The following is a 22,028-nucleotide window of genomic DNA, read 5'->3' as shown; positions in this document are numbered from 1 at the left end:
GGCACCGCGGGCCCTGCTGCGCGTCCGCGCCGCTGTGCCAGGTGTCGGGTGCCTCCCTCCCGTCAGTATGCCAGTCGGCGCGGACTACCGGTCCTTGCAACCAGTTCGTTCCGTGGTTCACCCCTCCCCGGTCCAGGCCGCCGAGCAGAGCGCCGTGGCCAGGTCCTCGGTGTACCAGGCGGCCGCCAACCAGGCGGTGGCGAAGGCGTCGTGGTCGTCCGCGACGATCCGGCCGAAGACGTCGCGCCGCTGGTTCGCCGCGGCGGCCCGCAAGCCGTCCAGGAGCTCGGCGGCGGTGGACAGCCCGGCGGCGCGCAGCAGAGCCCGGTCGGCCGCCGCCGTGGCCCGGCTCGGGGCTAGCCCGTGCCGGCCGGTGGTGACCGTCTGCTCCACCCGCCGGCCGAGCACATGGACCGGCGGGCCGGAGGGCGCGGGGAGCCCCGGCTGCCTCCCAGCCGGCGGCTCGGCACCCTCGGCCGGGGCCACGAGAGCGGGGGTCCCGAGGTCGGTGGTCCGGAGGTCGGTGGTCCGGAGGTCGGCCGCCTGGAGGTCGGCCGCCTGCAGGCGTTCGAGGCCGAGGTTGACCCGGCCCGCACGGTCGGCGGGGAGGACGAGCGGGTCCGGGGCCTCCGGGGGCGCGCCGATCGCGAGCAGTCGCAGCTCCGGACGGTCGGCGCGCTCCAGTCGGCCGACCACCCGCAGCCGCAGCCCGGGCGCGGTGGCGAGCAGTGCGAGGTTCGCCCGGAAGGGCAGCTCGGGGTGTTCGAGCGCCGGCCGCAGGACGACCACCGGGCCGTCCTCCGCACACCGTGCCAGCAACTGCGGCGCCCCGCCCGGCCCGTCGGGGGCGGTGCCGAGCAGCGTCACGTCCAGGAACAGCAGATCGCTCCCGGCCGGTCGGCTCTCGTACGGCTGGTCCAGCGCCGCCAGCGCCCGCTCCACCTGGACGGCCGCCGGGACCGACCACAACCGGGCCGCCGGCTCCGCCGCCCACGCCGCGCCCGCCGCCCGGACCGCCCGGACGGCGGCGCCCGCGCCCAGCCGCCCGGAGGCGGACCTGGTCGCGCCCTGGACGGCCAGCCCGGCGCGGCTGAACTCCCGGTGGCTGAGTGCCGCGTCGCCCAGCCGGACCGTCCGGTCGCCCGCCCCGACCGCCTGCGGGGCGGCCGCCCCCGCGTCCGCGTGCGGCATGACCTCGGCGATCGTGCTGAGGCGCCCGGTGGTGTCCACCGCCCAGCTGACGGCGCCCGCGTGGGTCGCCGTCAGCACCGGCTCGGCGAACAGCCCGTAGAGGCGCAGACCGCCCTCCTCCCGGTAGGTCTGGCGCGCGGTGCCGCGCAGCTCGGCGACCGGGCCGGTGCCGGCCGTCAGCGCGGTGGTGAGGCCGAGCAGCTCCCGCAGTCCGGCCACCAGGTCCGCCAACCGGTGGTCGGGCGCGCCGGACCGGGCCGCCCGGACCCTGGTCGCCACCGCGACGCCCGCCGCGGCCGGGCGGTGCAGGCCCACGAGCCGGGCCCGGTGGGCGGCCCGCAGCAGCTCCGCCTGGGCCACCGCGCCCGCGCCGCCCACCCCGGCGGCGAGGACGGCGGCCGCGGCCCGATGGAGGTGCCGGGCCGCAGCGAGCTCGGCGGCGGTGAGGGGCACCTGCGGTACGGGCGGCTCCGCGGGGGCGGTCGGGTCGGCGGGGGCGGTCGGTGCCGCCGTGTCGGTCGGCGCTGTGGTCGTTGCCGCTGAACCCGGTTCGGCCGTCTCGGTCGGCCCGGCCGTCTCGGCCAGCTCGGCCAGCTCGGTCGGCTCGGCCGTCTCGGTCGGCCCCGCCGTCTCGGTCAGCTCGGTCGGCTCGGTCAGCGGTTCGGCCGCCTCGGCGATCGGGCAGAGGGTGACGGCAGCGGCCCGGTGCACGCAGGCCGGGGCCAACAGGCAGCCGCAGCGGACGTCCGCCTGGTCGGCGACCACCGCGCCCGGGGCGTGCAGGACGAGCACCGTCTCCTCGTCCACCTCCACCCGCCACTCGTCGCCGTCGCGGACCACCGGACGGTCCGCCAGCTTCGCCGCCGCGCCGTCCAGCCGCTTCTGCAGCCGGGTGCTCAGCCCGGCCACCACCTCGGCGACCACCTCCGGCCGCACAGCAGGCCAGTCGTTCGTCCGCCCCGTCACACTCATCGCACCTTCTCCCCCACCCAGCGGGCCAGTTCCAGCGGGCTCAACGCCGCCACGGGCATGCCGGCCGCGACCAACTGGCCCGCGACCGCCTTCGAATAGCGGGCCGTCCCGGTGTCGTCCAGCGCCGCGCAGCCGAGCACGTGCACGCCGGAGTCCACCAGTGCCCTGGTCTGGGCCAGTAGCCCGGAGACCGGCCCGCCCTCCTCGAAGTCGCTGACCACCGCGACCAGCGTGCGGGACGGCACCGTCACCAGCTCCCGCGCGTAGCGCAGACCGCCCGCGATGCTGGTGCCGCCGCCGATCCGCACCTCCAGCAGCAGGCTCAGCGGGTCCTCCACCCGCTCGGTGAGGTCCACGACCTCGGTGGAGAAGGCCACGAAGTGGGTGCTCAGCGACGGCACCCCGGCCAGGATCGAAGCCGTCAGCGCGGCCCAGACCGTGGAGGCCTCCATCGACCCGGAGACGTCCACCACCAGGATCAACCGCCAGTCGTTGGCCTGCCGCGCCCTCGTCCGGAACACCGGGCGCTCCGGCACGACCAGCGTGCCGCCCTCCGGCGTGGGACGGGCGGTGGCCAGGTTGGCCCGGATGGTCCGGTCCAGGTCCAGCCCGCCGCCCGGACGGCGCGACGGCCGCGGCACGGCGATCCCGGTCAGCGCCGGGCGCAGCCTGGTCGCCAGCTCCCGGGACAGCTCGTCCACCAGGCGCCGCACCAGCGGGCGCAGCCGCGCCACCCGGGCCTCGGGCAGGCCGCCCGCGTGCTCCAGGACGGTGCGCAGCAGGTCGACCGAGGGACGGACGGCGGACGGGTCGATCGCCTCCAGGACGTCGTTGCGGCCCCGCGCGACCGCGGCGGCCAGCACCTCCTCCCGCAGGCCCGGACCGAACAGCGACTCCAGGTCCTCGGCCCACTCCCGCACCCCGGGGTAGGGGGCCTCGCGGCCGCCCCGGTTGCCCCGGCTCTCCAGGCCGGGGCCGGAGCCCTCGCCGTGACCGGTGCCGTACAACTCGTCCAGGGCGGTGGCAAGTCGAGAGCTGCGGCCGCTCAGGCCGCCGCTGCCGGGGCGGCCGAGGAGCAGCCGCCAGCGCTCGGCGGGGGTGAGGGCGTGCCGGGCCTCGCCGGTCTGCGCGGGAGCGGACTGCGCGGGAGCGGACTGCGGCGCGGGCGTCGGCGTCGGCCCCGGCGTGCTGCGAGGGGCATCCGCCTCCGCCGGGAGCAGGCCGCGGCGGGCCAGCGCGGCGCGGGCCGCGAGGTCCGCGCGCACCCAGCCGGCCACCACGGCGGGGCCGGCCTCCTCGGGCAACGCGGTGAGCCGGGCGCCCAGTTGCTCCTCGACCAGGGCCAGCAGCCGGTCGCGGGCGGCGGGGCTGAGCGTGTCGAAACCGCCGCGCAACGCGGGCAGCCGGTCCAGGAAGGCGCTGTCGGGCAGCGAGGTGACCCGCTCCAGCACCGGTGCGAGCGCCTCCGGCGCGGAGTCGAACAGCCCCTCCGCAGCCGTCAACAGGCCCACCAGCGACCGCCCGAGCGCGTGCCGCGCCTGCGGCCCGGTGGCCCCGTCCACCCAGGACGCGGCCCGACCGCCCAGCGCACCGGCCGGCTCCTGCCCGAGCAGCACCCGCACGGCACCGGCCGCGCCCCGCACCAACGGGCTCCCCTGCTCGGCGAGTTCGGCCAGCACGTATGCCAGCCGCACCCCGCCCAGCCGGTCCGCCCGCCGCACCAACTCCACCAGCGCCCGCGCGTCCGCCGGATCGTCCGACCCGCCCAACCCCTCCAACTGCCGCACCGCGGCGACCGTCAGTACCTCCCCCGCCTCGGCCAAAGTCCCGCCGGAAGCGGCGGATTCGGCGGAGGAGCGGGAGGAAGAGGGGGCTGAGGAGGTGAGGGAGTCGGCGCCGGAGGTGGGGGAGGCGGCGGGCGGCTCCTCCTCTGCCGGGGTGTGGCCCGGGAAGTGGCCTGCGGTGAGGCGGTCGAGCAGGGCGAGGGCGTCCAGGAGTTCGGGGAGGGTGGCGGTGGTGGGGAGGACGGTGGTGAGGTGGGTGAGGCGGGTCTCGGTGAGCGCGGGGAGCGCGCAGGAGGCGGCGGCGGTGAGGCCGTCGATGATCTCGCGAGGGGTGGGGTCGGCGGTGAGACGGGCGCGCAGGGCGCCTTCGGCGGCCTGGGCCGGGGTGACGCCCCGGGTGCCCGCGACGGTGAGCATGGCGGCGGTGGCGGGCGTCCAGTGGAGCTGCCAGCGGGTGCCGAGGGTTTCGGTGCCGCCCGCGCCGGTGGTGGCGACCGGGTCGGCGTAGGGGACGTCGCAGGCGGTGAGGCGGTGGAGGAGGATCTCGCGGCGGCGGTCGAGCGGGCTGCGCAGGGGGTCGAGGCGCACGTCGCGCGGGCCGGGGTCGGCGGGGCCGGGGAGGCCGAGGTCGGCGAGGAGGCCCTCGACGGCGGGGGCGAGTCCGCTGCGCGGGGCGGCGGGGGTCGGGCGGCCGGTGCGGGTGCCGATCAGGACCTGTTCGAGGGCGCGGGCGACGGCCCGGCCGCGGCCGAGGGGTTCGCCCTGCGCGAGGACGGTCTGCACCGCCTCGACGAGTTCACCGCGACCGGGGGCGGCGTGGCCGCGCAGTCGGGCGAGGTCGCCGGCCAGGCGGACGATCTCGCGGGCGTCGGCCGGGCCGCTCGGGTGGTCCTGGGTGCGCAGGGCGGCGCAGATCCGGACGGCGGTGGTGGTGAGCGCCCCGGCGATCCGCTCGGGGTCGCCACCGGCGTCGAGGACGGTGTGCTGCCACTCCGGGTCGCGGATGCCGGCCGGGTAGCCGGAGCGGGCGTCGAGCAGCGGGTAGGTGTACGGGATCAGGGACAGGACGTGCCCGGGGTCGTCCGGTCGGGGCGGTTCCTCGGCGGCGATCGGCCCGTCCAGCAGGGCGGGGGCGTGGAAGGCGCCGATCACGGCGGCGATCCGGCGCCCGCCGGCCGCGGCGGCCCGGATGCGGGCGCGCATCCAGGCCTCGCGGCGCAGGTCGTACGGGTCGACGCCGGGGCCGGTCTCGGCGTCGCGGCGCAGGGCCCAGCCGACGAGCAGGGCGGCGCGCCGGACGGCTTCCGGGGTGGAGCCGGGGGCGGCGGTCTCGACCAGCCGGTCCCACAGGTCCTCGTCGGAGTCGCGGCCGGTGAGGCGGTGGCGCAGGGCGTCGGCGAGGCCGGGGGCGTTCGGGTCGCCGCCGGGGGTCTCCTGGGCGCCGCCGGGGGGCCCGCCCTCCCCGGAGCGGGCGGTGCGCCGGGCGAGCGGGAGGTCGCAGGCGACGACCTCCACGCCGTTGCGCCGGGCCCACCGCAGGGCGGCGAGCTCCGGGGAGAAGTCGGCGAACGGGTAGAAGGCGGGCCCGCCCGCCTCCTCGGGCCCGGCGGGGGCGGCCGCGAGGGCGACCGGGGCTTCGGTCGCCTCGTCGGCGAGCCAGCCGAGCCAGGGCTGGAACTCGGCGGGCAGTTCGACCAGCACCGCCTCGGGCCGGGCGGCGTCGAGCAGCGCGGGGACGACCGCGCTGAGGGACGGCGCGTGGTGGCGCACGCCGATCAGGTAGGGCCCGGGGCGGCCGGCGCCGGAGGCGGCCAGCCGGTCGGCCTCGGTCCGGACCGTCCGGTCCGCGTCGTCCGGGACGGGAGTCTCCGCGCTGCTCATCGGCTCAGGCCTCCAGCGCCGAGCGGAGGTCCCACAGGGTGCGCCAGGTCGCGCCGCCCTGTTCGGCGCGGCGGCGGACCGGGCCGTCCCAGTAGCCGAGCAGCCGGGCCGCGTCGGCCGGGTCGTCCTTGCGGACCACGCCGAGGAGCTGGCCGGGGAGGCGGCCGAGCAGGTCGCCGCCGTCGGGCAGGTAGGCGGCGGTGACACCGAGGGCGGTGGCGACGGAGACCGCCTCGGCGGTGCTCATCACGGTGGACGGGCGCTCGACGTCCCAGCCCTCGGTGGAGCGGCCGCTGCGCAGGTCGCGGAAGGCGGTGACCAGGGCCTCCAGGACGGCGTCGTCGACCGCGTAGGCCGCGCCGGCCCGGGCGACGGCGACGGTGGACTGGCGGCGGACCAGCTCGACCTCGGCGGCGAGGCTGCCGATCGGGCCGACCGTCTCGAAGTTGAACCGCCGCTTGAGGGCCGCGGACATCTCGCTGACGCCCTTGTCCCGCAGGTTGGCGGTGGCGATCAGGGTGAAGCCGGCCGCGGCGTGCAGCTGCCCGTCCGGGCTGCCCGCCAACTCGGGGACGGCGATGCGCCGTTCGGAGAGCAGCGAGACCAGGGCGTCCTGCACCTCGGGCAGGCAGCGGGTCACCTCCTCGACCCGGGCGACCGCCCCGGTGGTCATCGCGGTGAGCACCGGGGAGGGGACGAGGGCCTCGCGGCTGGGGCCCTTGGCGAGAAGCAGGGCGTAGTTCCAGCCGTACTTGAGCTGGTCCTCGGTGGTGCCGGCGGTGCCCTGGACGGTGAGCGCGCTGGTGCCGCAGACGGCGGCGGCGAGCAGTTCGGAGAGCATCGACTTGGCGGTGCCGGGCTCGCCGACGAGCAGCAGGCCGCGCTCCCCGGCGAGGGTCACCACGCAGCGCTCGACCAGGGCGCGCTCGCCGACGAACTTGGGCTCGATGGTCAGGCTCCTGCGTCCGGCCTTGAGCTTCTCGCCGCCGCTGCCCATCACGAAGGTGACCACGGCGCGCGGGGTGAGGCGCCAGCCGGGCGGGCGCGGGCCGCTGTCGTGCGCGGCCAGGAACTCCAGTTCGGCGGCGTACTTCTCCTCGGGCGGGACGATCTGTCGCTCGGCGGTTCCGGGGGCGGTGGTGGTGCTCATCGGCGGGCCTTCCTGCGCTTGCTGGTCTGGAGCTCTTCGTAACCGGGGGTGTCGCCGTCGAGGGTGCGCTGCCAGGCCCGGGCGAACAGCTCGGGGACGGGCAGCTGCGCCAGCACCGGCCGGTGGGTGGGCAGTTCGTACAGGGCGGCCTTCCAGGTCTCGGCCGGCAGGGCCGGGGCCTTGGCCTCCTGCCAGCCGCCGGGCAGGAAGAGTCCGCGGCCGGCCCGGGACCGCTTGGCCTCCAGCACCAGGTCGGTGGCGGCGAGTTCGGCGCGGGCCCGCTTGAGCCGGGCGGGCTTCCAGCCCGTCCAGCGGGCGACGTTGCGGTCGGTGGGGTCGGGCAGGGCGAGCAGCTGGAGGTAGAGCGCGGCCGCGTCCTCGCCGAGGCCGTGGGTGCGGGACACCTCGGCGACCAGCTCGGGGACGGACAGCTGCGGGTTCTGCAGCCAGGCGGTGCCGGAGCCGGTGCCGCCACTGCCGCTCCCCGCCGTCGCCGCGGCCGTCGCCGCGGCCGGCACCGCGGCGGCGGAGGCGGCCAGGCGCTCCGGCTCGCCGCGCAGCACGGACGCGATGGCGGCCCGCTCGGGACCGAACCAGTAGGTGCTGGCCAGCCCGCCGATCAGGTCGAGCAGCGGGTCGTCCGGACCGGTGAGGGCGGCCGGCCGCAGCCAGACCCGCTCGTACGCCTCGTGGCTCGGGGTGAGGACGAGGGCCGGACCGCAGCGGACCATGCCGTCCGGGTCGGCGCCGCCCTCGGCGGGCAGACCGAAGTGGGTGCGCAGCACGGGGGCCAGCGGGGTGTTCCTGCTGGTGCCGAGGAGGTCGTAGTCGAGCAGCAGCTCCGGGTCGGCGAGCCGCTCGCGCAGCGCGGTGGCGGCCCGGGGCAGCAGCGCGCGCAGCGGACTGTCGGCGGGCAGGTGGTAGGCGAGCCAGCGGATGGCGTCGACGGCCTGGGAGAGCCCGCCCGAGTCGGGCAGGGCGCTGACGTCGTCGGCGACCAACCGGGGGGTGCCCTGGCTGTCCTGCCGGATCCGGAAGGCGGTGGTGCGGGTGAGCCACGGGGTGTGGGCCGGGTTGAGCACCGCCTCGATGGTGGCGATGGAGACGCCCTGGACGGTGGCGTGGGCCTCGTCGGGCAGGGTGACGAGCCGTCCGAAGCGCCGGATCCAGGCCTCGGCGCCGGCGGCGAGGTCGGGGCCCTCGGTCCACATCGTCTTGGGGTCGGCGGTGAGCAGGGCGCTCCAGACCTCGGCCACACCGTCGTGGTCGTGTCCGCGCAGCCAGTACTGGGCGGCCTGGACCTGGGCGGGCTTGAGGCCGTACTCCGCGGGCAGCTCGGCGGCGCCCCAGTCGAGGAGGCCGGAGGGCGGGCTGAGCAGCAGCGTCGCGCGGGCGGTGCCGATGCCGGTGAGTTCGGAGAAGGCGGCGGCTCGAGCCGGGTCCCACGGGAGGGGCCGGTGGATCGCGACGACCCGACAGAACTTGGCGACCCAGGCGGCGGAGACCCGCTCCTCGGTGCCGCGCTCCTCGACGGTGGTGAAGTGCGCGACGGGGCCGAACTCCCCGCTCGGGTCGTGGTCGACGGCGAGCCAGTGCACCGTGCCGTCGTCGAACTGACGCCGGTGGCCGAGGATGACGACGGTGCGGTCGCCGTGGCGCAGCACCTCGCCCTGGCGGTGGGTGGCCGGGCCGTCACCCCGGGCCTGCTTGGCGTTCTCGGCGGGCTCGGCGAGGACGATCTCGCGCAGGGTGGCGCCGCGGTCGGCGAGCCGGCCCTTGGTGAGCTCGGTGAGGAGGAGCGTCAGCGTGGAGCGGTGGGCCGACCCGGTGAGCGGGGCGGCCACGGCGTGCGCCAGCACGTCGACCCGGCCGAGCAGGTGCAGCCAGCCGTGGTGGGCGTCGCCGCCGAGCAGGGTGAGGCTCGCCGGGGAGTGCCAGCCCTCGCCGCGCGCGGCGGGCGGGGCGGCCAGCGCGGCGGTGACGGTGCGCAGGTTGTTGAGCACCCAGAAGCGCTCGGAGCTGCCCCAGGTGTTGCCGAAGCCGCCGATCCCGGGCAGGACCTTGCGGACGGCGTCGCGCAGTTCGTCGTCCCGGCCGTGCTGGGGGCGCCACTCGGCGGCCTCCGCCTTGCCGGGGCGCTCGGCCTCCGGCTGCGGGAGGAACCGGGCGACCCGGTCCAGCAGGTCGGCGGCGGCGCGGGCGAGCCCGGCGACGCCGGCGAGCAGCAGCGGGTGGGTGATCCCGGGCAGGGCGGTACCGACCGCCTCGACGGGCAGGGTGTTGCGGGCCTCGCCGCGCTGGGCGAGCGGGCGCCGGACGCCCTGGACCGTCAGCCAGCGCTGCTCGTCCTCCGGGACGGGTTCGGCGTCGACGGGCCAGGCGAGGTCGATCAGACGGGCGGCCTGCTCGGCCGTCACGCCGCGCAGCACGCGCGATCCGGCCTCGTCGCGGGGCCGCAGGGAGTGCCAGTGGTCGTACGGCGGGACGAGCACGGTGCCGGCGGCGGAGAGTTCGCCGGACCCGCAGGCGCGCAGGTCGGTGGTGCGGTCGGCGCCGGCGGCGATGTCGGGCAGGTTGAGCGCGAGGTGCCGGCCGCCCGAGCGGCTGACCACCGGGGCCGCCCCGCCGGGCAGGGCGAGCCGGCCCACGGGGACGGTGTCGGGCTCGCGCCGTCCGTTCAGCGGCAGGACGATGCGCTGCCCGTCGGCCGTGAAGGTGGTGACGGCGCGGCCGGGGTCGGTGCGGACCCAGTGGCCGAGCACGGTGCCGTCGGTGCCGAGCGGGGTCTGCTCCAGGCCGGGCTGCAGCGGCAGCAGCCGGGTGCTGCCCTCGGCGAGGCGGCCGGCCTCGGCGGTGGCGGCGATCACGGGCGGCTCGGCGGCGCGGCCCAGGGTGCCGGTGGCCGGGTCGAGTTCGCGCAGGACGGGGCCCTCCGGGCCGTGGCGCAGCGTCCAGTAGCCGGTGCCGTCGCCGAGGACGCGGTGTTCGTGCGGCATCCGGGTGTCGCCGGGGTGCAGCGGGCGCTCGCCGGTGGTGCGGCCGCCGCCGGGCAGCGGGAGGGAGGGCTCGTCCGGGAACCGGTCGCCGTAGTGGTAGCCGGCGATGGTGCGGCCTTCGAGTTCGAAGGTCTCGCCGGGGCGGCCGGACCAGTACGCCGTCTGCTTGTTGTCCTCGTACCAGACGACGAGGAGTTCGCCGTCGACCAGGCGCAGCCGGGGCCGGTTCCAGTTCTCCGTGAGCTTGGGCACGCGCAGGGTGTGCTCCAGCAGGATGCCCTGCGGGCCGACCACGACGGCCCGGTCGAGGCGGGAGAGGATCAGGTGCGGCCAGGCGTCCTCGACGACCAGGCCGCTCAGGCCCCGACCGCGCAGGCCGGGGGCGGTCACCGGGAGGGCGTCGGCGGCGGGCGGGTCGGCGAGCTTGTCGAGCGCCTCCTCCAGGGCGGGCCAGCCGAGTTCGTCCAGGATGCCGGCGCCGAGGGCGCGGGCGAGCAGGCCGGTGACGTCGAGCGCGGCGATCCGCTCGGCGGCGGCCGGGGCGACCGCGCGGATGGCGGTGCGGTGCTGGGTCAGCGAGCGGACCAGGTCGGCGGCGCCGGCCAGGCCGCGGGCGGCCGTGACCTCCTGCGCACGGGCCTCGGCCCACTCCGCGAACAGCTCGTTCAGCAGCGGCAGGACGGCCGCCCGGTTCTGCACGGCCGTCTCCCAGGCGGCAGGGGTGGCCTGGCGCAGCAGCGGCCGGTAGCGGGCGTCGGCGGCCACGGCGGCGAGGGCGGGGCTGTCGGGGCCGCACTGTCCGATCCAGTCGCGCAGGTCGAAGCCGAGGCCGGCCGGCGGGTCGGCCACCGGCACGCCCGCGCTGAGCAGGAGGTCCAGCAGGTCGATCCGGGTGTGGCTGGCACGGATCCCGGTGAAGAGGTCCACCGGAACGGCGTCGGCGCGCAGCCGTTCGACCATCCGGCCGGCCAGGGCGAGGGTGGCCGGGCAGCTCGGCCGGGTGCGCCAGCCGCGGCCGAGGTGGTGGCACCAGCGCTGGAGCCAGGCTGCGGCGGGCTCGGCGCCCTCGGCGCGGGGGCCGGTGAGCAGGGTGTCGGCGCCGGTCTCGGCGAGCACCGCCAGCCAGGCGGCGTCCTGCGGGGCGGAGTCGGAGCCGGCGGAGGCCGGGTCGGGCAGCAGTTCCAGCAGGCGCTGCCGGACGCCCGCGTCGCGCTTGCCCAGCTCGACCAGCGCGCCGTGCCAGGACTTCCAGAACGCGGCGGGCGCCCGGTTGACCGCCGGGGAGTCCAACAGCTCGGCGAGCAGGGCCTGTTCGTGCTCGGTGCGGTCCAGCCCGGCTGCCCGGATCAGCGCGCGGGCGTCCTCGGCGACCCCGGCGTACGGGGCCATGCCGGCCGCGGAGCGCTCGGTGCACAGCTGGCGGAAGCGCTGCCAGGCGGTCAGCGGGTCGAGCCGCTGGGCGAGCTCCTTGACGTACTGGCGCAGGGACTTGACGGTGAGCGCCCCGGCCAGGGCGAACTCCAGGAAGACGGCGCGCAGCCGCTCCTCGTCCACCGTCAGGCCGTGGGTGCGCTCGGCCTCGCGGGCCTTGCCGAACCAGGCGGCGGCGTAGGTCTGGTTGCCGTGGCCGAGGAAGATCCGGCCGACCTCCTCGCAGAAGGTGGGCAGGAAGTGCGGGACGGCGCGGCCGAGGCGGGCGGCGAGCGCGTCGAAGCCGTCCTTGGCGGCGCCCGGCTTGGAGGTGGCCTGGCGGGCGAGCCGCTCCATCTCCTTGACCAGGGCGAGCGCGTGGTGGCCGTTGGCCGGGTCGTGGACCAGCGCCCAGGCGGGGAAGCCGAGCGCCTCCTGGCGGACCTCGCCGACCTCGACGGGCTCCTGCTCGGGCGCCAGGCCCAGGAAGTCGAGGGCGAGGTCCTCGGCCCGGCCGAGCGCGCCGGGGACCAGCCGGACGATCCGGCGGCCGTCGAGCGCGGGGTGGGTGTAGCCGCGGGCGGTGAGCACGTCGGCGGCGCTGTCGGGGCGGCCTGCTCCGGGCACGGTGCCGGCCGGCAGCACGGCGCCGGCGTCGAGCAGGGCCTCGGGCGTGGCGGTGGTGGCGGTGCCGGTGGTGCCGGTGGTGGCGGTGCTGCCGGTGCTGGTGTTCGAGCCGGTGGCGGTCATGCGGCGTCCTCCCCTTCGTGCGTGCGGCCGGCGTACAGGGCGGCGGCCATCCGCATGCCCTCGGACCAGGCGACCGGTCCGACCTCGGTGAGCGGCAGGGCCCGGCCGTCGGGGCCCGCCCAGCTGAGCGCGCCGGTCTCGCACGCGTCGTACTCGTAGTAGTCGCCGACCCAGACCCGGGCCTCGACCGTGCGCCCGCCCTCGGTGACCGGCAGGACGGCGGAGCCGCCGCGGACCCGGCAGCCGAGCCGGTTGCAGCGGCCCACCAGCTCGCGCAGCTCGCGGTAGCGGCCGCCGGCGTAGGTGGTGACCTCGGTGCCGCCGGGCAGCTCGGCCGGCCGGTGCCAGACCTCGCGGTAGAGCTGCTGGAGGCGCTGGGAGACGCCGAGTTCGACGGCGAACTCGCGCAGCTCGTCGAGGTCCTCCAGGAGGACCGGGTGGGGTATCAGGACCTCGCCGTCGGTGAGACGGACGGTGTCGCCGTCCAGGTCCACCAGGCCGAGGCCGCGCTCGGCGTCCGCCCCGCGCAGGAAGCCGGCCACCGAACCGTCCGAGGCGGTGACCACCAGGTCGCGCAGCACGGCCTGCCAGGCCTCGTCCGGCCAGACGGCGGTGATCACCGCGGCGGGCACCGGCAGCGAGCGCACCATCCAGCGCTCGACGTCGTCCTGGCAGCCGCGCTCGTGCGCGGCCAGCCACTCGGCGAGCTGCTTGAGCTGGACGACCACCGGGTCGTCACCGAGCTTCGACGGAACGGACTTGAGCTCGCGACCCGCCGCGTTGCGGCACACCACCCTGCCCTCCCCGTCGAGCGCGACGCGGTACCCGCCCGCGCCCGTCTCCACCCATGCCACGGCCGTACTCCTCCCACCGGGGAACCACCCGGGAACCACCTCCCGCCGGCCTGCTGACCAGCGATGCGAGGAACGTAGCGAGGCCCTCTGACAACGAGGAGGCCGGGGGGCGGTGGACGGAGTCCTACGGCCCCCAAACCCCTCGAACAGGTGAACTAGGCCGGTCGGGCTGCGGGTCGGGAGCGGAGCGCGGTCCCGGAACCGGGCGCGGACCGAACGGCGTCGGGCCGGGCCGGGTCGGCGTGCGCGGTCACCCCGCCGTCGGGCCGGGGAGGGTGAGCCGGAGGACGCGGTCGTCGCCCGGACGCGGATCACCGCGGCCGTCCGTGTTGCCGGTGGCGAGCAGCAGCGTGCCGTCCCGGTCGGCGACGACCGTGCGCAGCCGCCCGTAGGCGCCCTCCAGGTACGGCTGCGGGCTGCCGGCGAGGTGGTCCCCCTCGACCGGGACGCGCCAGAGCCGGGTGCCGCGCAGGGCGGCCATCCACAGGGCGCCGTCGGCGTACGCGAGCCCGCTCGGGGACGCCTCGGCGGGCTTCCACTGGGCGACGGGGTCGAGGTACCCGGGCCGGTGGCCGATGCCTTCGACGACCGGCCAGCCGTAGTTGCCGCCGGGCCGGATCAGGTTGAGCTCGTCCCAGGTGTCCGCGCCGAACTCGCAGGCCCAGAGCCGGGATTCGGCGTCCCAGGCGAGGCCCTGCACGTTGCGGTGGCCGTACGAGTAGACCGGCGAGCCGGGGAAGGGGTTGCCCGGGGCGGGGGCGCCGTCGGCCGTGAGCCGGAGCACCTTGCCGCCCAAGGAGCCCTTGTCCTGGGCGATGTCGGCGGTGCCGCCGTCGCCGGTGGCCGCGTAGAGCAGGCCGTCCGGGCCGAAGGCGATCCGGCCGCCGTTGTGCCGCGGTCCGCGCGGGATCCCGCTCAACAGCACGGAAGGGATCCCGAGTCGGGAACCGGACGGCCGGGCGGAGTCGTACGTGAACCGGGCGATCCGGTTGTCCTCGGCGGTGCTGAGGTAGGCGTACACCAGGTGGTCGTCTTCGAAGGAGGGAGAGAGCGCGAGGCCGAGCAGACCGCCCTCACCGCCGGCCGTCACACCGGGGACGAGGCCCACCTCGGTCTTCGTCCCGCCGGCCCCGCCCGTCGCACCGGCCGCACCGGCCGCGACGGACCCGCCCGACCCGCCCGACCCGCCGGTTGCGACGGCCGCGGCGACCCGGACGATCCGCGCGGTGTCCCGCTCCGAGACCAGCAGGTCGCCGCCGGGCAGCACGGCCACGCCCCACGGCACCGCCAGCCCGTCCGCGACGGTGGCGCGCACCACCGGCCCCGCCGCCTGCGCGGATCCGTGACCCGCCTCCCGCGCGGGCCCGGGCGCGGACGAGCAGCCGGCGACGCCGACCAGGGCGGCCAGCAGCCGGACGGCCAGCGACAGGGCGACGGGGCGGGGACGGTGCACCGGAGGCCTCTCCGTGGGCGGCGGGAGTGGCCCCCAGGACACCACACCCGCCGCCGGCCGCCCCGCCGCCCCGCCGTCACACCACCGGCGCCCCTCACACCACCGATGACCGGGCCACCACCGATGGCCGGGCCGCCACCGGCGCCCGGGGCACGATGACCGGGGCGCCGTCGCCCGGCGCCGCCAGGACATGGCTGTCGATGTCGTACAGCGCTCGCACCAGCGGCGCGTCCACCACCGCGCGCGGCGGCCCGCAGGCCACCACCGCGCCGTCCCGCAGGGCGACCAGCAGGTCCGCGTAGCGGGCGGCCGCCGCCAGGTCGTGCAGCACCATGACCACCGTCCGCCCGCCCACCGCGACCTGGCGGACCAGCTCCAGCACCTCCACCGCGTGCCCGAGGTCGAGCGCGCTGGTCGGCTCGTCCAGCAGGACGACGGGGGTGTCCTGGGCCAGCACCATGGCGAGCCAGCACCGTTGGCGCTGGCCGCCGGAGAGCCGGTCCAGCCGGCGGTCGGCGAGCCCCTCGACGCCGGTGGCGCGCAGCGCCTCGGCGGTCAGCCGCTCGTCGTCCGGCGACCACTGCCGGAACAGGCCCTGGTGCGGGTGGCGGCCGTAGCGGACGAGCCCGGCGACGGTGACCGCCTCGGGCGCCTGCGGGCTCTGCGGCAGCAGGGCGATCCGGTGCGCGGCCTGGCGCGGGCGCAGCCGCCACACGTCCTCTCCGCCGACCAGGACGCGCCCGCCGTCGGGCCGGTGCAGCCGGGCGACGGCCCGCAGCAGGGTGGACTTGCCGCAGCCGTTCGGCCCGACCACCGCCACCACCTGCCCGGCCGGGACGGTGAGGTCGATCCCGCCGAGCACCGGGCGCCCCGGGCCGTAGCCGGCGGTGAGCCCCTCGATCGTCAACTCCATCGCTGCTCCCCCGGATCCGGCGCGCGCTCAGTTGCCGCCGAGGGCCTTGGCGAGGTCGCCGATGACGACGTCGGCCGCGAGCGGGCCGCCCCGGGTGGACCAGACCGAGCCGTCCACGGTGACGACGTGGTTGTTCTTCACCGCGTTCAGCTCCTGGTAGGCGGGCTTGGACTGGACGTCCTTGAGCGCGGACCTGCCGTCGTCGGTGAGGGTGGACAGGAACAGCCAGTCGCCGTCGATCTCGGTGAGCTTCTCCAGGCTGAGCGCCGGGCTGTGGGCGTTGCCGTCCTTGTCCTGGGCGGCCGGGCGGGTGAGGCCCATGTCGAGGGCGACGCCGCTCGCGAACTGCTTCTTCTCCATCCAGCTGGGGCCGGTGGGGTTCCAGCGGACGATGGAGACGGCGGCGCCCTTGTTCCCGGTGAGCTCGCCGCCGGCCTTGGACGCCTTGGTCTCGTAGTCGCCGATCACCTTGTTGGCGGTGTCGAGCTTGTTGACGGCGTTGCCGATGCCCCGGAAGGCGAGCTTCCAGTCGTCGGTGGGCGCCATGGTGACCAGCGTCGCCGGGGTGATCTCGCGCAACTGCTTGAGCATCTGCTCGTCCTGCATGTCGCCGGCCAGGATGAGGTCGGGCTTGGCGGCGATGACCTTGTCCATCACCGGCTGCAGCAGGTTGCCGACCACCGGCACGCCCTGGACCTTGTCCTTCAGGTACGCGGGCGGCTCGTTGAGGCCCTGTCCGTTGGTGATGCCGGCCGGCTTGACGCCGAGGGCGAGCACCGCGTCGAGGTCCTCCTGGGTGAGGGTGACGATCCGCTTGGGCTCGGCCGGGACCTCGACCGCCTTGCCGGTGGCGTCCTTGACGGTCCGCTTGCCGCCGGCGCCGCCGTCGGCCCCGCCGTTGCCGCCGGCCGCCGCGTCCACCGCCGGGGAGGAGGCGGACGAGGAGGAGCCGGAGGAGCCGCAGCCGGTGAGCAGGAGGGCGGCCGCCCCGGTGACGGCCAGCGCCTGGGCCGCACGGCGGCGGACGGGGCTGAGCGGGCGACGGGCGAACGGCATGGGTGCCTCCGGGCAACGGTGGTACGGGAGTTGAGCGACGTCGGGGCAGTGCGGCGGCACGGGGCCGCCGCGCGGTGCGCAGCGGGGGTTCCCCACGGGACGGCTCGGCCATTAGGTTAGCCTTACCTTATGACATTGTCGCAAGCGGGCGTCCACGAAGCGTCCCCCGCCCCCGCGCCGGACGCTCCGCCACCAGGACGGGAGCCGCGCCGGTCCGCGCCCGGGCGGCCCACCTGGCCGGTCGCCCTCGGGGCCGTGGCCCTGCTGCTCGCGCTGGCCGCGCTCTCGCTGTCCGTCGGCGCCGGCGAGGTCGGCCCCGGACGGGTGCTGGACTACCTGCTGAACCGCGACGGCGCCCGCGCCGACGGCCGACTCGCCCTGGTCGTCGGCGACCTGCGACTCCCCCGCACCCTCACCGCCCTGCTGGTCGGCGCCGCGCTCGGCGTCGCCGGGGCCCAACTGCAGTCCGTCACCCGCAATCCGCTCGCCGAGACCGGCCTGCTCGGCGTCAACGCCGGCGCCTCCCTGGGCGTCGTCCTCGGCATCGCCGTCCTCGGCGTGCAGACCTCGTACGGGTACCTCGCCTTCGCCTTCGGCGGCGCGGTGCTCGCCAGCACCCTGGTACTGCTGATCGCGGGCAGCCGGGGCGGGGGGTCGCCGATGCGGCTGGTGCTCGGCGGCTCCGCCGTCGGCGCGACCTTCGGCGGCCTCACCGGCGTGCTGATCGTCAACTCTCCTGAGGCGTACGACCGTTACCGGGTCTGGGTGCTCGGCTCACTGTCCGGGGTGGAGGGCTGGGCCACCCTGGGCCGGCTCGCCCCCGTGCTCGGTGCCGGCTTCCTGCTCGCCCTGCTCACCACCCGGCCGCTGACGGCGCTCGCCCTCGGCGACGACCTCGCCCGCGGCCTCGGCCACCGGCCCGGCGCCACCCGGGCCGCCGTCGCCTTCGCCGTCACCCTGCTGACCGCCTCGGCCGTCGCCCTGTCCGGCCCGATCTCCTTCCTCGGCCTGCTCGCGGGCTTCCTCGCCCGGGCCGTCGCCGGCCCCCGGGTCGGACGACTCACCCTGCTCGCCGGCCTGTTCGGCGCCGCCGTGCTGACCGGCGCCGACGTCCTGGCCAGGGTGGTCGCCCGGCCCTTCGAGGCGCCGGTGTCGGTGATCGTCGCCCTGGTCGGCGCCCCCGCGCTGATCGCGATCGTCCGCTCCCGGCGCTCCGCCGGCCTCGCCCTGACCGACCCCGCCGAGGCCTCCGCCCCACCCGCACGGCGCGCCGAACCAGCCACCCCCGAGCCCGACCTGGCGCTGCGGTACGGCGCCTGGTCGCTGCTGCTGCCCCGGCGGGCCCTGATCGCCTCCCTCGGCCTGGCCGCCGCGCTGCTCGCCGCCGTCGTGGTCTCCGCGCACGCCGGGCAGAGCGAACTCGACCTCGGCCGCACCTTCCGGGCCGTGTTCGGCTACGGCGAGCGCCTCGACGTGCTGCTGGTGCAGAGGTTCCGGCTCGGCCGGATCGTCGCCGGGCTCGCCGCCGGAGCCGCGCTCGGCCTGGCCGGCTGCCTCACCCAGACCCTCGCCCGCAACCGGCTCGCCACGCCCGAACTGCTCGGCGTCAACGACGGCGCGACCGCCGCCGTGCTGATCTCCGCCACCGCCTCCGGCACCTTCGGCGCCTGGTGGGCCGGGCCGCTCGGCGCGCTCGCCGCCGTGCTGGTCGTCACCCTCGTCTCCGGCGGGCTCGGCGCCCGCGGCTACCGGGTGCTGGTGGTCGGCCTCGCGATGTCCGCGCTCGCCTCCGCGGTCATCCAGGTCGCGCTGGCCCGCCGCTCGCTCAACTCGGCGGGCTCGCTGTACGTCTGGACCTCCGGCAGCCTCAACGGGCGGGACCACGCCGTCGCCACGCCCGTCCTGATCGGGCTGGCCGCGCTGGTGCCGCTCGCCCTGGGAGTCGCCCGGCGGCTGGCGGTGCTGCGCTTCGACGACGACGTCGCCTCCGCCCTGGGTGTCGACCCCGGCCGGGTCCGGCTCGCCGGTCTGCTGCTGGCGGTCGCGCTCGCCGGACTGGCGGTCGGCGTCTGCGGGCCGGTCGGCTTCGTGGCGCTGGCCGCGCCCGTGATCGCCGCACGCCTGGCCGGACCCGCACGCGTACCGGTCCTGGGCTCGGCGCTGACCGGCGCCCTGCTCGTCGTCCTCGCGGACACCCTCGGACGGGTGCTGATCGGCGGGGTCGAGATCCCCGTCGGCATCGTCACCACCGTCCTGGGCGGTCCCTTCCTGCTCTGGGTGCTGCTCGGCCGCAAGGGCAGCACCCCGTGAAGACCCTTGGAGTCATCGCTGTGGAAACCCCCGTGGAAACCCCCGTGGAAACCCCCGACACCCCTCCCGTCGTCGCCCCCGACCCCGACGACCCCGCCTACCGCCTGGTCACCCTCACCCACCACGGCGAGGAGTGCGACGGCGTCCTCGCCCTGCTGCACACCGTGACCGACAAGGATCGCCACTCCGGCGACCTGACAAGGAACCTGATGGAACGTCAGGCCGACGGCGGGTGGTCGATCACCTACCGGCTGCGCGCCGACCACCGGGCCTCGTACCAGCTCTACCCGTTCCGCGGCGAGGCCCCCGGCACCAGCCGCCCCGACTGGGTGCGCGTCCTCGACCACGCCCGCCCCGACCCCTACGACACCGAACCCCGGCTGCCCGCCCGCGACGGCCGCCACCCCTCCTCGGTGCTCAGCCTGCCGGAGGCGCCCGCGCAGCCGTACGTCCGGCGGCGGGAGGGCGTGCCGCGCGGCCGGACGGTGCCGCACGCCGTCGCCGGACGGCGGGTGGACGTCCACCTCCCGGCGGGGCACGAGACCGGCTCCGGCCCGTACCCGGTGGCGGTGCTGCTCGACGGCGAGATGTGGGGCGAGGTGCTGTCCGTCGGCGACACCCTGGACAACCTCACCGCCGACGGCGCGATCCCGCCCACCGTGGCCCTGCTCGTCCACACCATGGGCCCCCGACGGCCCGACGACCTCAGCTGCAACCCGGCCTTCGTCGACCTCCTCGCCGACCGTCTCCTCCCCTGGGCCGCACAGGAGTTCGGCGCGACCGCCGACCCGGCCCGCACCGTCGTCGCGGGCCAGAGCGCGGGCGGCCTCACCGCCGCCTACGCCGCCTACCGGCGCCCCGAACGCTTCGGCAACGCGCTCTGCCAGTCCGGCTCCTTCTGGTGGCCCGACGAGACCGAGTTCGACGAGGGCAGCGAATGGCTGACCCGGCGGTTCGCCACCGGCAAACAGCGCGCGGCCCGCTTCTACGTGGAGGTCGGACTGCAGGAGTGGATGCTGCTCACCCAGAACCGCCACCTGCGGGACGTCCTGCGGGCGCGCGGCTACGACCTCGCCTACCGCGAGTTCAACGGCGGCCACGACTACGCCTGCTGGCGCGGCGGCCTGGCCGACGGACTCGCCCACCTGCTCGGAACGCCGGCCTCGACGGCCGCACCCGCGGGGACGAGATAGCGCGGACCGGCCCGCGCCGCCGGCCACCGAGGCCCGCCCGGCGAAGGCGGGCCCGGCTCAGTCCCGGTAGGGCACCAGCCGGGTCAGGTCCAGCTCGAAGCCGAACGGCTCGGGGATGCGGATGGTCTCGCCGAACTCCCGTTCCGTCCGGGTGTGGTAGCGGTCGCGGTTCGGCTCGGAGAACAGCGTCACGGTCTTCTGCCGCGGATCCACGATCAGGTAGAGCGGGAAGCCCATTCGCGGGTAGTCGCGGACCTTTCCGGTCCAGTCGTTGTCGGGATTGGAGGGCGAGACGATCTCGACCGCGATCAACGCCAGTTCGGCGGGGATCTCCCGGCCCAGCTCGATCACGTCCTCGGGCAGGTACGTGAGGTCGGGATTCCGGACGGAACCGACCTCCGGCGAGGAGAGGTCGCTGTTCCCGGTCGGGAAGTAGCCGGCCGGGCAGTGCGCCTCGAACTGGCGCTGGACGATCGCAAGGTTGAGCTGGTGGATCGGCCCGGGCGGTGCCTGCAGGACGATCAGCTCGCCCGACAGCTCGGCCTTGAAGCCGTCCGGGAGGCTGCGCCGCGCCTCTTCGAGCAGGCGGTAGTGACAGGGTTCATACGGGGACTCCTCCGGTGCTCCGACCACCCTACGGCAGCCTGGGCAGCGGAGGAGGGATCCGCAAGGTGGTCAGTCCTCCGGGGGCGGGGCCGGGGGGCTGGTGGGGAGGCGGGCGGCGAGGAGGGTGGCGGCGGCGACCAGGGCGGCGGTGAGGAGGAGGGCGAGGCGGTAGGGGGTGGTGCCGGAGTCGGTGGGGAGGGCGGCGACGAGGGCGGCGGTGGCGGCGATGCCGAGGGCGCCGCCGAGGGTGCGCAGGATGGTGAACAGGCCCATCGCGCGGCCCATCGCGGGTGGGGGGACGTCGGCGAAGCCGGTGATCTGGACGGTGAGGACGGCGGTGCCCAGGATGAGGCCGACGCCGAACATCAGGGCCCGGACCAGCCACGGGTTCTCCGCGTAGCCGAGTGCGGCGAGGACCGCGGCGGCGAGCAGCAGGCCGGGCAGGGCGAGGCGGCGCGGTCCGAGACGGGGCAGCAGGCGGTCCACCACCTGGGAGGCGGCCATCAGGCCGATCGCCTCCGGGAAGACGCTCAGTCCGGCGTCGAGGGCCGAGGCGCCGAGCGCGGCCTGGTAGAGCAGCGGCAGGGCGAACAGCGCGCCCATCAGTCCGGCCGAGGTGAGCAGGGCCGCCCAGCTCGCCGCCCCGAAGGTCCGGTCGGCGAGCAGCCGTAGGTCCACCAGCGGTTCTTCGGCGCGGAGTTGGTGCCGGACGGCGGCGCCCAGCAGGCTCAGGCCGGCGACACCGGCGAGCGCCACGCCCGGGGAGGACCAGCCGTGCGCCGGGCCGAAGCCGAGGGCGTAGGTCAGCAGGCCGAGTCCGGGGGTGGCGAGCAGGAATCCGGTGGTGTCGAAGCGGCCGGCCGGGGGTTCCTCCGCGCCGCGCAGGCCGAGCAGCCCGAGCGTGACGGCGGCCGCCCCGATCGGCAGGTTCACCAGGAACAGCCAGTGCCAGGAGAGGTGTTCGGTGAGGAAGCCGCCGAGCGGCGGCCCGAGGGCGGGCATCAGGGCGGTCGGGACGATCAGGATCCGGCCCAGGCCGGCCCGCTCGTGCGGGGCGAAGGCCCGGAACAGCAGGGTCATCCCGACCGGGGTGAGCAGTCCGCCCGCCACGCCCTGGACGGCGCGCGCGGCCGCCAGCGGGCCGAGGCCGGGTGCGGCGGCGCACAGCGCGGAGGCGAGGGTGAAGGCGCTCAGCGCGCCGAGGAAGACCCGCTTGACGCCGTACCGGTCGCCGAGCCAGCCCGCCACCGGCAGGCCGAGGGCGAGGCCGACCAGGAAGGCGGTCTCCACGGCGTTGGCCGCCGGGACCGGCCGGCCGAAGTCCTCGGCGATGCCGAACAGCGCGGGGTTGACGATGGTCGAGTCCAGGCCGTTCATGCACATCGCGGCCGTGTAGACGACCACCACCGCGGCGCGCCCCGCGAGCAGGGGGCGCGCCGGGGCCTGGGCGTCCGGGACCTGGGTGTCCGGGACCTGGGTGTCCGGGACCTTGGCGTCCGGGACCGCGGC

Annotated in this window: 12 protein-coding genes; 2 read left to right on the top strand and 10 right to left on the bottom strand. The window is 76.8% G+C overall.

Features of this window, described 5'->3' with window-relative positions; genetic code table 11:
* Nucleotides 1-117 precede the first annotated feature (117 nt).
* The 8 genes from ACIRD3_RS01365 to ACIRD3_RS01330 all read right to left on the bottom strand — a co-directional run bounded on the left by ACIRD3_RS01365 (nucleotide 118) and on the right by ACIRD3_RS01330 (nucleotide 16,410).
* Nucleotides 118-2,163 (bottom strand): hypothetical protein, encoded by a 2,046-nt coding sequence (locus tag ACIRD3_RS01365; protein ID WP_402209778.1) that lies wholly within the window; start codon nucleotides 2,161-2,163, stop codon nucleotides 118-120.
* On the bottom strand, nucleotides 2,160-5,828 hold the full coding sequence (locus tag ACIRD3_RS01360) for a DUF5682 family protein (RefSeq protein ID WP_402209775.1): 3,669 nt from the start codon (nucleotides 5,826-5,828) through the stop codon (nucleotides 2,160-2,162). The genes ACIRD3_RS01365 and ACIRD3_RS01360 overlap by 4 nt, the downstream gene beginning before the upstream one ends.
* 4 nt (nucleotides 5,829-5,832) lie before the next feature.
* The gene (locus ACIRD3_RS01355; protein WP_402209772.1) at nucleotides 5,833-6,978 is read right to left on the bottom strand and encodes an AAA family ATPase; all 1,146 of its coding nucleotides are present in this window, start codon (nucleotides 6,976-6,978) and stop codon (nucleotides 5,833-5,835) included.
* Nucleotides 6,975-12,134, bottom strand: coding sequence for a hypothetical protein (locus ACIRD3_RS01350; protein WP_402209769.1), 5,160 nt, complete (start codon nucleotides 12,132-12,134; stop codon nucleotides 6,975-6,977). Before ACIRD3_RS01350 ends, ACIRD3_RS01355 begins: the two co-directional genes overlap by 4 nt.
* A complete protein-coding gene (locus ACIRD3_RS01345; protein ID WP_402209766.1) occupies nucleotides 12,131-12,988 on the bottom strand; it encodes a DUF4132 domain-containing protein in 858 nt (285 codons plus the stop codon). Before ACIRD3_RS01345 ends, ACIRD3_RS01350 begins: the two co-directional genes overlap by 4 nt.
* A gap of 250 nt (nucleotides 12,989-13,238) precedes the next feature.
* A complete protein-coding gene (locus tag ACIRD3_RS01340) occupies nucleotides 13,239-14,441 on the bottom strand; it encodes a PQQ-dependent sugar dehydrogenase (protein WP_402209763.1) in 1,203 nt (400 codons plus the stop codon).
* Nucleotides 14,442-14,535: 94 nt separating this feature from the next.
* The gene (locus tag ACIRD3_RS01335) at nucleotides 14,536-15,354 is read right to left on the bottom strand and encodes an ABC transporter ATP-binding protein (protein ID WP_402209761.1); all 819 of its coding nucleotides are present in this window, start codon (nucleotides 15,352-15,354) and stop codon (nucleotides 14,536-14,538) included.
* A gap of 27 nt (nucleotides 15,355-15,381) precedes the next feature.
* Nucleotides 15,382-16,410, bottom strand: coding sequence for an ABC transporter substrate-binding protein (locus ACIRD3_RS01330; protein ID WP_402209758.1), 1,029 nt, complete (start codon nucleotides 16,408-16,410; stop codon nucleotides 15,382-15,384).
* A gap of 129 nt (nucleotides 16,411-16,539) precedes the next feature.
* Between ACIRD3_RS01330 and fhuB the strand changes: the two genes are divergently transcribed.
* Together fhuB and fes are read left to right on the top strand one after the other, a co-directional pair.
* The gene (fhuB, locus tag ACIRD3_RS01325; protein WP_402209755.1) at nucleotides 16,540-18,720 is read left to right on the top strand and encodes a Fe(3+)-hydroxamate ABC transporter permease FhuB; all 2,181 of its coding nucleotides are present in this window, start codon (nucleotides 16,540-16,542) and stop codon (nucleotides 18,718-18,720) included.
* 44 nt (nucleotides 18,721-18,764) lie between these two features.
* On the top strand, nucleotides 18,765-19,913 hold the full coding sequence (gene fes, locus ACIRD3_RS01320) for an enterochelin esterase (protein WP_402209753.1): 1,149 nt from the start codon (nucleotides 18,765-18,767) through the stop codon (nucleotides 19,911-19,913).
* Between the two features lie 57 nt (nucleotides 19,914-19,970).
* Here the strand turns inward: fes and ACIRD3_RS01315 are convergent, their stop codons facing one another.
* Entirely contained in the window at nucleotides 19,971-20,546 is a 576-nt protein-coding gene (locus tag ACIRD3_RS01315) for a Uma2 family endonuclease (RefSeq protein ID WP_402209750.1), read from the bottom strand.
* A 42-nt stretch (nucleotides 20,547-20,588) separates the two neighbouring features.
* Nucleotides 20,589-21,947, bottom strand: coding sequence for a DHA2 family efflux MFS transporter permease subunit (locus ACIRD3_RS01310; RefSeq protein WP_402210741.1), 1,359 nt, complete (start codon nucleotides 21,945-21,947; stop codon nucleotides 20,589-20,591).
* Nucleotides 21,948-22,028 lie beyond the last annotated feature (81 nt).

It is taken from the genome of Kitasatospora sp. NPDC093550, from assembly GCF_044764985.1.
Classification (GTDB): Bacteria; Actinomycetota; Actinomycetes; order Streptomycetales; family Streptomycetaceae; genus Kitasatospora.
Note: the sequence above shows the minus strand (reverse complement) of the source record. Positions and strands in the feature narration are given on the sequence as shown.